The following is an 8,300-nucleotide window of genomic DNA, read 5'->3' on the forward strand; positions in this document are numbered from 1 at the left end:
AAAATGTCATGAATAGCGATAAAATTAGAATCAAACTAAGGGCGTATGATTACCGTATCTTAGATAAAGCCGTAGCTGAGATTGTCGACTCGGCAAAGAATACCGGTGCCAGTATTGCAGGCCCCATTCCCTTGCCGACAAGAATTCACAAGACCACGATCCAGCGTTCCGTGCATGTGGACAAGAAATCTCGCGAACAGTTTGAAATCAGAGTCCACAAAAGACTTCTTGATGTCCTCGAGCCTACACAGCAGACCGTCGATGCCCTTGGCAAACTGAATCTGCCTGCCGGCGTTGACGTAGAAATCAAGCTTTAGTCGCGAAAAGAGAGTAAGCCATGAAAAAAACATTGGGCCTTATTGGAAAAAAACTGGGTATGACCCGAATCTTTGCGGACGACGGAACGGCAGTTCCAGCAACCGTCATCGAGGTCGGACCCTGCCCGGTGATCCAGAAAAAGGTTAAAGAAAAGGATGGATACAACGCCATTCAGGTTGGATTCGATCCCACGGCATCCCACCGGCTGAATAAGCCGAGTCGGGGTCATCAGCTCAAGGCCGACTGTGGCTTTTATCGATATCTTAACGAGTTTCGAACCGAAGATATTGATGGCTACGAAGTTGGCCAGAACATTTCAGCGGATATTTTTTCTCCCGGAGAACGGATCGATGTCCGTGGAACCTCAAAGGGCCACGGTTTTGCCGGTCCCATGAAACGGTGGAACTTTGGCGGATCTCCTGCGAGCCATGGTCACGAAAAGGTGCACCGGTCGACAGGTGGTATTGGTCAATGTGCCTATCCCGGAAAGGTTTTCAAGGGAAAGAAGATGGCCGGTCAGATGGGTAACAAGAAGGTGACCTCGCTCAATCTCGAGGTCGTCGCTGTCAGACCCGAAGACAATCTGGTCATCATCCGGGGGCAGGTACCCGGTCCGAAGAAGGGAGTCGTCCTTCTTCGCAAGAGGAGTTAAGGAGAACTGCTATGTCAATGGCAAAAATATACAACCAGGAAAAAAATGTCGTTGGAGAGATGGATCTGACCGATGATATTTTTTCTGTCGAGGTAAAACCGGAGATTTTGCATTTTGTCGTACGTGCGTATCGCAATGCAAAGCGGGCCGGAACCGTAGGGGTGAAGAATCGTGCCCTGATTCGCGGTGGGGGGAAGAAACCCTGGCGACAGAAAGGGACCGGACGTGCACGCGCTGGTTCGGTTCGCTCTCCCTTGTGGAAGGGCGGGGCTGTTACCCATGGTCCCCAGGCGAGAGATTACGGATTCAAGGTGAACAAGAAGATCAAACGCCTTGCTCTCAAAATGGCCTTGACTTCCCGTTATGTCCAGGATGATCTCATGATTGTCGATCATCTGGATATCGACGAAGTCAAGACCAAAACCTTTGTGGGATTGCGTGAACGGTTGGGGTTGAAAAAAGTCTTGATTGTTGTTCCCGAAGAGTATAAAAACCTTACCCTTTCAGCTCGCAATGTTCCCGGTGTCCAGGTAACGACCCAGGATGCATTGAATGTTTACGATATACTACGGCATTCTCAGCTCGTGATGGAGCAGGGTGCCATTGAAAAGCTGCAGGAGAGGTTATAGCACGATGGAAAACACACAGGTTCTAATCAAGCCCCTGCTCTCCGAAAAAACCACCCTGATGAAAGAACAGGATGAAAAGATCGCTTTTTTTGTACATCCTCGGGCCTCGAAGTATGATATCACCAAAGCGATCGAGGAACTTTTCAACGTCACTGTGCAGTCGGTCAATGTTGTCAAGTACAGACCCAGGGTCAGGAAAAAGATGGGTCGCTCCGTCGGCAGGATCCCAGGTTACAAAAAGGCCTATGTCAACCTGTCTCCGGGTGATAAAATAGATTTTTTTGAAGGGGTTTAGGAATGGCTGTACGTAAATTGAAACCTACCTCACCAGGTAGGAGAGCACAGACGGTTTCCTCTTTTGAGGAAATCACCCGGGTACGACCTGAAAGGTCCCTCACCCGTGGGATTTCCACCAAGGGTGGCCGTAACAACTATGGACGGATTACCTCGCGTCGTCGTGGCGGGGGCAATAAACACCGGTATCGTGTCGTCGATTTCAAGCGCAACAAGCTTGATATTCCTGCAAAGGTCGCGACCATTGAATACGATCCCAACCGGAGTGCCCGTATCGCCCTGCTCCATTATGTAGATGGCGAAAAGAGGTACATCCTTGCCGCTAACGGCATGAAGGTCGGCGATCAGGTTATTGCCGGAGAAAAGGCTGATATCAAGACCGGTAACGCACTGCCTCTGGCTAGAATTCCTCAGGGAACCATTGTTCACAACATCGAGTTGTACCCCGGCAAGGGAGGGCAGATGGCCCGCTCTGCAGGTACCTATGCTCAGCTTGTGGCCAAAGAGGGCAAATACGCTTTGCTCCGACTTCCTTCAGGTGAGGTGCGCAGGGTTTTGGCATCCAACATGGCCACGGTCGGCCAGGTCGGCAATCTCGAGTTCGAGAAGATCCACATTGGTAAGGCCGGTCGGAGTCGGTGGATGGGTCGCAGACCAGAGGTTCGGGGTGTTGCTATGAATCCCATCGATCATCCTCTTGGTGGTGGCGAAGGCCGTAGCTCCGGTGGTCGACATCCGGTCACTCCTTGGGGCAAGCCTACCAAGGGATACAAGACCAGAAATCCCAAGAAACAATCTTCTCGTTTGATTGTTAAACGCCGTGGCCGGAAGTAGGAGATAGCATGCCAAGATCATTGAAAAAAGGTTTTTTTGTTGACGATCATTTGCTGGCCAAGATCGATCGTGCGGTCCAGAACAACAGCCGTCAGGTGATCAAGACCTGGTCACGGCGATCGACCATTATCCCGGAAATGGTCGGGATGACATTCGCAGTCCACAACGGCAAACAATTTGTTCCTGTCTTTGTTACCGAAAACATGGTCGGGCATAAATTGGGAGAGTTTTCTCCCACGCGGACCTTTCGGGGGCATGCCGGTGACAGAAAAAGCCAGGTAAAAGGAAAGTAGTCCATGGAAGTCAAAGCAACTGCCAAATATATGCGGATTTCTGCACAGAAAACTCGGCTTGTCGCCAGAAATATCAGCGGGAAGACTGTCGAGGATGCCATCAACATCCTCAAGTTCACACCCAAGAAAGCCGCACAGGTCATTTTGAAGGTATTGGATTCCGCAATTGCCAATGCAGAAGCCAATACCGGGCTGGATGTAGACAATCTCTTCGTCAAGCGGGTCATGATCAATGAAGGCCCGACCTGGAAGAGGATTCAGCCGAGGGCAATGGGCCGAGCTTATCGCATTTTCAAGCGTACAAGCCATGTTACAGTAATTGTTGATGAGCTATAGGAGGACATTGTCTTGGGCCAGAAAATACATCCATACGGATTCCGATTAGGATATAACAAAAACTGGCTGTCTCGCTGGTTTGCAACCAAAGACTATCCCAAATTTGTTTACGAAGACAAGAAGCTGCGGAACTATGTCAAGAAAAGGCTGTATCATGCGGGTATTTCGAAAATCGAGATCGAGCGTGCAGCTGACAAGGTTCGGTTGATTCTCTTCACGGCTCGGCCAGGAATCGTCATCGGCCGAAAAGGCGTTGAAATTGAAAAGCTCCGGGCTGATCTGAAAAACAAATTTTCTGGTGAATTTTTGATTGAAGTCAACGAGATTCGCCGACCCGAAGTTGATGCCCAACTTGTGGCTGAAAACATTGCCATGCAGCTCGAACGTCGGGTTGCGTTTCGCAGGGCTACCAAAAGAACCATCACCATCGCTGAAAAGTTCGGTGCCCAGGGGATCAAGGTCTCCTGTTCAGGACGTTTGGGCGGTGCTGAAATTGCCAGAACTGAATGGCAGCGAGAAGGTCGCGTGCCCCTGCATACGTTGCGTGCCGACATTGATTACGGATTTGCCCAGGCTGCAACGACATATGGAGTTATCGGCGTCAAGGTTTGGATCTACAAGGGTGATATTTTAGATGAGGGACGTCGATAATGCTGAGTCCAAAGAAAGTTAAATACAGAAAGCAGCAGAAAGGCAGGATCAGGGGGAATGCTTCCCGAGGAAACATGGTTTCCTTTGGAGAGGTTGGATTGAAGGCCCTCGAGGGTGGCAAACTGACCAACCAGCAGATCGAATCCGCCCGTGTGGCCATGATGCGTCACATCAAACGCGGTGGGAAGGTCTTTATTCGTGTATTCCCCGACAAGCCCATAACCTCCAAACCCGCTGAAACCCGTCAGGGTAAAGGTAAGGGTGCCCCCTGCGGGTGGTGTGCCCCGGTTCGTCGGGGAAGGGTGTTGTACGAGATCAAAGGGGTCGATATCGAGCTGGCCAAACGTGCATTGAAGTTGGCGTCTTACAAGCTTCCATTCAAGACCCAAATTGTCGTCAAGGAGTCCTGATATGAATGCTTCAGAAATACGAACACTCGATGTCGACAAGCTCCATGAGAAGTTGACAGAATATCGTCAAGAGCTGATGAATCTTCGCTTCCAGCATGCCACTGCCCAACTCGAAAACACGCAGCGCATTCCCAAGGTCAAGAAAAACATCGCTCGAATTCTCAGTGTCCTTGGCGAAAATGAGATGGAGAAATAGAGATGGCACAAAGCGAACACAAAGCCAATAAAAGATTGATGACCGGATTTGTCGTCAGTGATGTCAACGATAAGACCATTGTCGTCTTGGTCGAGACGCTCATGAAGCATCCCGTCTTGAAGAAATATATCCGGCGCAGAAAAAAATTCATGGCCCACGATCCGCAGAATGAATGTCAAATCGGTGACAAGGTTCAGATCGTAGAGCATAGACCTTTGAGTGCCCAGAAGCGCTGGCATCTCACGAAAATCATTGAAAAGGCTCTATAGGGGATAAGGATGATACAAGTAGAATCAACTCTTGATGTAGCTGATAATTCAGGCGCTAAAAAGGTCTGCTGTATCAAGGTTCTTGGAGGGAGCCATCGTCGCTATGCCGGTGTGGGAGACCTCATCGTTGTTTCCGTCAAGGAAGCGATGCCTCATTCCAAGGTCAAAAAAGGCGACGTCATGAAGGCAGTCATTGTTCGGACCAAAAAGGAGCTCGGTCGTCCAGATGGCTCCTACATTCGGTTTGACAATAACTCCGCTGTCATACTCAGCAAGAACCTTGACCCAGTAGGAACACGTATTTTCGGCCCCGTTGCCAGAGAATTGAGAGCCAAAAATTTCATGAAGATCGTGTCACTGGCGCCTGAGGTTTTATAGGATTTACTATGAAAACCAGGAAAATACATAAAGACGATACCGTGATTGTCCTCGCAGGAAAGGACAGAGGAAAGACAGGTAAGGTAAAGAAGGTCTACAAGAATAAGGATCTTCTCCTTGTTGAAAACGTGAACATGGTCAAACGCCATGTCAAACCCAACCCCTACAAGAATGAACAGGGTGGGATCGTGGACAAGGAAGCCCCCCTGAATGTTTCGAACGTCCAGCGCATATGTGAATCCTGCACCAAGCCGACGAGGGTTGGTTACAAGATAGCTGATGGCGGTAAAAAAGTTCGTTACTGCAAGAAATGTAACGAAGTGATGAGTTAGGGGACTATAATGACGCGACTGAGTGAAATTTACACAACCACAGTAGCCCCGGAATTGAGAAAGGAATTCAATTATTCCTCATGGATGCAGATACCTGCTTTTAAGTTTATCTCTTTGAATATGGGACTTGGTGAGGGCAGCCAGGACAACAAATTGATACAGGATGCTGCAAAGGAATTGAGCCTGATCGCCGGTCAGAAGGCAGTTGTAACGAGGGCTAAAAAGTCAATCGCTGCATTCAAGCTTCGTGAGGGACAGCCCATTGGGTGCTCTGTTACCTTGCGACGCGAAAAAATGTGGTATTTTCTTGATAAGCTCTTGAATATAGCGCTGCCCCGGGTGCGAGACTTCCGAGGGATACCTGACAAGGGGTTTGATGGACGGGGAAATTTTACCCTTGGAATCAAGGATCATACCATTTTTCCTGAAATCAACATGGACAATGTGGATCGAGTGAAAGGCATGAATATTACCATCGTGACTTCCGCAAATACCGACAAGGAAGGCAAAAGGCTCTTGGACTTGGTCGGTATGCCTTTCAAGAAATAAAGGAGGAGTATTTTGGCAAGAACATCTTTAAGGGTCAAAGCGCAGCGGAAGCCAAAATTTTCGACCCGCAAGTATAACAGATGCCCTTTGTGTGGAAGGCCACGCGCTTTTATGCGTAAATACGGTATCTGTCGTATCTGCTTCCGCAACATGGCCTTGGCCGGAGAGCTACCCGGCGTACGAAAATCTAGCTGGTAAACGAGGAATGTGCATATGTCAGTAGTAGATCCAATCGCAGATATCCTGACCAGAATCCGAAATGCACAAATGGCGCTCCATGAGACCGTATCTGCTCCCCTGAGTAAAACCAAGGCAGCAATGGTCGCCATTTTCAAGGAAGAAGGCTATGTTCAGGATTATGAAATTACAGATAAATCCATCGATATCCGACTGAAATATCATGAAGGCCAGCCAGCTTTCGCCGGACTCAAGCGGATCAGCAAACCTGGTCGCCGGGTCTATGTAGGCAAGGAAGATATCCCTGCTGTTCAAAACGGCCTTGGCATCAGCATTCTTTCCACCTCCCAGGGTATTATGGAGGGGGGCAAGGCCAAGGAATTGGGAATCGGCGGAGAGCTCCTCTGCGAAATCTGGTAGTGAGGAAACTATGTCAAGAATTGGTAGAATGGCGATCGATGTTCCCAGTGATGTCCAGGTAGACATCAAGGAACAACTGGTAGAGGTAAAAGGCCCAAAAGGCACCTTGACGGTTGATCTCCACGAAAAGATCCATGTCGAGCTAAGCGATGGTCGCGTATCCGTATCGCGTGACGATGATGAAAAGGATAGTAAATGTCATCACGGGTTGTGTCGCTCTTTGATCAACAATGCCATTGAAGGAGTATCCAAAGGCTTTGTCAAACAGCTCGAGTTGGTCGGTGTCGGATACAAGGTCAACCTCAATGGTGCGGATCTCGAACTCAATGTCGGTTACTCTCATCCTGTCCGCTTCACCCTTCCCAAGGGTATTGAAGGCAAGGTTGAGGGTAACAAGATCTCCCTGTCCGGATGTGATAAGCAGTTGGTTGGTGAATATGCTGCCCAGATCAGAAGAGTCCGTCCTCCGGAGCCTTACAAGGGCAAGGGGATCAAGTATGTCAATGAACAGATCCGCCGCAAGGCCGGAAAATCCGGTGCTAAGTAGGTAATCCGATGAAAGTTAGCAAGAGACAAGCGAGATTAAAAAGAAAGATCCGTATCCGAAAGAAAATTTTCGGAACTGCCGAGAGACCACGTCTCGTGGTATTTCGTTCGAATAAGCATATATATGCCCAAGTCGTTAATGACGATGCCGGCACGACACTGGCTTCTTCCTCATCACTGGCCATTGACGAATTCAAGAACGGTAGTGCCAATATCGAGACCGCCAAGGCCATTGGCAAGAGTGTTGCCGAGGAAGCCTTGAAGCAGAATATTTCTGCTGTTGTATTCGACAGGAACGGGTATGTATTTCATGGTAAAGTCAAGGCTTTTGCTGACAGTGCACGCGAAGCCGGTTTAAAATTTTAATAGAGGTCATTCATGCAGCCAACTGAGAGCGAATTTATAGAAAAAGTCGTCTATCTCAACAGGGTCGCCAAGGTTGTCAAGGGCGGTCGTCGCTTCAGCTTTAGTGCACTTGTTGTAGTCGGTGATGGCAATGGGAGCGTTGGGTATGGTTTAGGTAAGGCCAACCAGGTTCCAGATGCCATCAGGAAGGCTTCCGAGCGGGCCAAACGGGCAATGAAGAAAATTTCCCTCATCGAGGGGACCATCCCTTACAAGACTACAGGTATGTTTGGTGCTGGCCGTGTTTTGCTTAAGCCTGCCTCAAAGGGTACCGGGATCATTGCTGGTGGTCCGGTGCGTGCCGTCATGGAAGCTGTCGGCGTACACGATATCCTGACCAAGGCCATTGGCACGAACAATCCTCATAATGTATTGCGAGCCACTTTTGCCGGTCTCGAAGGCCTTCGTGGAGCCGAGGAAGTGAGCGATATTCGTGGCAAGAAAATAACCATCACTCGCAAATAAGGTGATCTTATGATCAAGGTCAGTAATTTCCGGTTAGGTTTTTGCATGTAGCCATTTGAAATTATTTTAAAAAATGCTCATTTTTTACTTGACAAGAGGCAGCTAGTGTGGGCCGCATTTTTGTATAGCCAATAATATCAGGAGGT

19 protein-coding genes are annotated in these 8,300 nt (G+C 49.0%); all 19 read left to right on the forward strand.

Annotated elements, in window-relative coordinates; translation table 11 throughout:
• Nucleotides 1-8 precede the first annotated feature (8 nt).
• The 19 genes from rpsJ to rpsE are packed head-to-tail and all read left to right on the forward strand — an operon-like array spanning nt 9 to nt 8,154.
• A complete protein-coding gene (gene rpsJ / locus ACTVJH_RS15395) occupies nt 9-317 on the forward strand; it encodes a 30S ribosomal protein S10 (protein WP_455992706.1) in 309 nt (102 codons plus the stop codon).
• A gap of 20 nt (nt 318-337) precedes the next feature.
• On the forward strand, nt 338-970 hold the full coding sequence (gene rplC / locus ACTVJH_RS15400; RefSeq protein ID WP_455992657.1) for a 50S ribosomal protein L3: 633 nt from the start codon (nt 338-340) through the stop codon (nt 968-970).
• A gap of 11 nt (nt 971-981) precedes the next feature.
• A complete protein-coding gene (gene rplD / locus ACTVJH_RS15405) occupies nt 982-1,599 on the forward strand; it encodes a 50S ribosomal protein L4 (protein WP_455992660.1) in 618 nt (205 codons plus the stop codon).
• A 4-nt stretch (nt 1,600-1,603) separates the two neighbouring features.
• A complete protein-coding gene (rplW, locus tag ACTVJH_RS15410; RefSeq protein WP_455992663.1) occupies nt 1,604-1,894 on the forward strand; it encodes a 50S ribosomal protein L23 in 291 nt (96 codons plus the stop codon).
• A 2-nt stretch (nt 1,895-1,896) separates the two neighbouring features.
• The gene (gene rplB, locus ACTVJH_RS15415; RefSeq protein ID WP_455992666.1) at nt 1,897-2,727 is read left to right on the forward strand and encodes a 50S ribosomal protein L2; all 831 of its coding nucleotides are present in this window, start codon (nt 1,897-1,899) and stop codon (nt 2,725-2,727) included.
• 8 nt (nt 2,728-2,735) lie between these two features.
• Nucleotides 2,736-3,020, forward strand: a complete 285-nt coding sequence (rpsS, locus tag ACTVJH_RS15420; RefSeq protein WP_455992668.1) for a 30S ribosomal protein S19 — start codon at nt 2,736-2,738, stop codon at nt 3,018-3,020.
• 3 nt (nt 3,021-3,023) lie between these two features.
• Nucleotides 3,024-3,356 (forward strand): 50S ribosomal protein L22, encoded by a 333-nt coding sequence (gene rplV / locus ACTVJH_RS15425; protein ID WP_455992671.1) that lies wholly within the window; start codon nt 3,024-3,026, stop codon nt 3,354-3,356.
• 12 nt (nt 3,357-3,368) lie between these two features.
• Nucleotides 3,369-4,007 (forward strand): 30S ribosomal protein S3, encoded by a 639-nt coding sequence (gene rpsC, locus ACTVJH_RS15430; RefSeq protein WP_455992674.1) that lies wholly within the window; start codon nt 3,369-3,371, stop codon nt 4,005-4,007.
• Nucleotides 4,007-4,417, forward strand: coding sequence for a 50S ribosomal protein L16 (rplP, locus tag ACTVJH_RS15435; protein WP_455992676.1), 411 nt, complete (start codon nt 4,007-4,009; stop codon nt 4,415-4,417). Before rpsC ends, rplP begins: the two co-directional genes overlap by 1 nt.
• Nucleotide 4,418: 1 nt before the next feature.
• Complete coding sequence (gene rpmC, locus ACTVJH_RS15440) at nt 4,419-4,613, forward strand: 50S ribosomal protein L29 (protein WP_455992679.1); 195 nt, start codon at nt 4,419-4,421, stop codon at nt 4,611-4,613.
• Nucleotides 4,614-4,615: 2 nt separating this feature from the next.
• Entirely contained in the window at nt 4,616-4,882 is a 267-nt protein-coding gene (rpsQ, locus tag ACTVJH_RS15445; RefSeq protein ID WP_455992682.1) for a 30S ribosomal protein S17, read from the forward strand.
• Between the two features lie 9 nt (nt 4,883-4,891).
• Nucleotides 4,892-5,260, forward strand: coding sequence for a 50S ribosomal protein L14 (gene rplN / locus ACTVJH_RS15450; protein ID WP_455992684.1), 369 nt, complete (start codon nt 4,892-4,894; stop codon nt 5,258-5,260).
• A gap of 8 nt (nt 5,261-5,268) precedes the next feature.
• A complete protein-coding gene (gene rplX / locus ACTVJH_RS15455) occupies nt 5,269-5,592 on the forward strand; it encodes a 50S ribosomal protein L24 (protein ID WP_455992687.1) in 324 nt (107 codons plus the stop codon).
• 9 nt (nt 5,593-5,601) lie between these two features.
• Entirely contained in the window at nt 5,602-6,141 is a 540-nt protein-coding gene (gene rplE / locus ACTVJH_RS15460; RefSeq protein ID WP_455992689.1) for a 50S ribosomal protein L5, read from the forward strand.
• A gap of 12 nt (nt 6,142-6,153) precedes the next feature.
• Nucleotides 6,154-6,339: a type Z 30S ribosomal protein S14 gene (locus tag ACTVJH_RS15465; protein WP_455992692.1), complete on the forward strand. Its 186-nt coding sequence runs from the start codon at nt 6,154-6,156 to the stop codon at nt 6,337-6,339.
• Between the two features lie 15 nt (nt 6,340-6,354).
• Nucleotides 6,355-6,738, forward strand: a complete 384-nt coding sequence (gene rpsH / locus ACTVJH_RS15470; protein ID WP_455992695.1) for a 30S ribosomal protein S8 — start codon at nt 6,355-6,357, stop codon at nt 6,736-6,738.
• Between the two features lie 10 nt (nt 6,739-6,748).
• A complete protein-coding gene (rplF, locus tag ACTVJH_RS15475; protein WP_455992698.1) occupies nt 6,749-7,285 on the forward strand; it encodes a 50S ribosomal protein L6 in 537 nt (178 codons plus the stop codon).
• An 8-nt stretch (nt 7,286-7,293) separates the two neighbouring features.
• Nucleotides 7,294-7,650, forward strand: coding sequence for a 50S ribosomal protein L18 (rplR, locus tag ACTVJH_RS15480; RefSeq protein WP_455992701.1), 357 nt, complete (start codon nt 7,294-7,296; stop codon nt 7,648-7,650).
• 12 nt (nt 7,651-7,662) lie between these two features.
• On the forward strand, nt 7,663-8,154 hold the full coding sequence (gene rpsE, locus ACTVJH_RS15485; RefSeq protein WP_455992703.1) for a 30S ribosomal protein S5: 492 nt from the start codon (nt 7,663-7,665) through the stop codon (nt 8,152-8,154).
• Nucleotides 8,155-8,300 lie beyond the last annotated feature (146 nt).

The organism is Desulfoplanes sp. PS50 (genome assembly GCF_053851535.1).

What these genes read in the sequence shown, in the direction of transcription:
- rpsJ (WP_455992706.1), top strand. Translation starts at nt 9, where the DNA reads ATGAATAGCGATAAAATTAGAATCAAACTAAGGGCGTATGATTACCGT.
- rplC (WP_455992657.1), top strand. Translation starts at nt 338, where the DNA reads ATGAAAAAAACATTGGGCCTTATTGGAAAAAAACTGGGTATGACCCGA.
- rplD (WP_455992660.1), top strand. Translation starts at nt 982, where the DNA reads ATGTCAATGGCAAAAATATACAACCAGGAAAAAAATGTCGTTGGAGAG.
- rplW (WP_455992663.1), top strand. Translation starts at nt 1,604, where the DNA reads ATGGAAAACACACAGGTTCTAATCAAGCCCCTGCTCTCCGAAAAAACC.
- rplB (WP_455992666.1), top strand. Translation starts at nt 1,897, where the DNA reads ATGGCTGTACGTAAATTGAAACCTACCTCACCAGGTAGGAGAGCACAG.
- rpsS (WP_455992668.1), top strand. Translation starts at nt 2,736, where the DNA reads ATGCCAAGATCATTGAAAAAAGGTTTTTTTGTTGACGATCATTTGCTG.
- rplV (WP_455992671.1), top strand. Translation starts at nt 3,024, where the DNA reads ATGGAAGTCAAAGCAACTGCCAAATATATGCGGATTTCTGCACAGAAA.
- rplP (WP_455992676.1), top strand. Translation starts at nt 4,007, where the DNA reads ATGCTGAGTCCAAAGAAAGTTAAATACAGAAAGCAGCAGAAAGGCAGG.
- rpmC (WP_455992679.1), top strand. Translation starts at nt 4,419, where the DNA reads ATGAATGCTTCAGAAATACGAACACTCGATGTCGACAAGCTCCATGAG.
- rpsQ (WP_455992682.1), top strand. Translation starts at nt 4,616, where the DNA reads ATGGCACAAAGCGAACACAAAGCCAATAAAAGATTGATGACCGGATTT.
- rplN (WP_455992684.1), top strand. Translation starts at nt 4,892, where the DNA reads ATGATACAAGTAGAATCAACTCTTGATGTAGCTGATAATTCAGGCGCT.
- rplX (WP_455992687.1), top strand. Translation starts at nt 5,269, where the DNA reads ATGAAAACCAGGAAAATACATAAAGACGATACCGTGATTGTCCTCGCA.
- rplE (WP_455992689.1), top strand. Translation starts at nt 5,602, where the DNA reads ATGACGCGACTGAGTGAAATTTACACAACCACAGTAGCCCCGGAATTG.
- rpsH (WP_455992695.1), top strand. Translation starts at nt 6,355, where the DNA reads ATGTCAGTAGTAGATCCAATCGCAGATATCCTGACCAGAATCCGAAAT.
- rplF (WP_455992698.1), top strand. Translation starts at nt 6,749, where the DNA reads ATGTCAAGAATTGGTAGAATGGCGATCGATGTTCCCAGTGATGTCCAG.
- rplR (WP_455992701.1), top strand. Translation starts at nt 7,294, where the DNA reads ATGAAAGTTAGCAAGAGACAAGCGAGATTAAAAAGAAAGATCCGTATC.
- rpsE (WP_455992703.1), top strand. Translation starts at nt 7,663, where the DNA reads ATGCAGCCAACTGAGAGCGAATTTATAGAAAAAGTCGTCTATCTCAAC.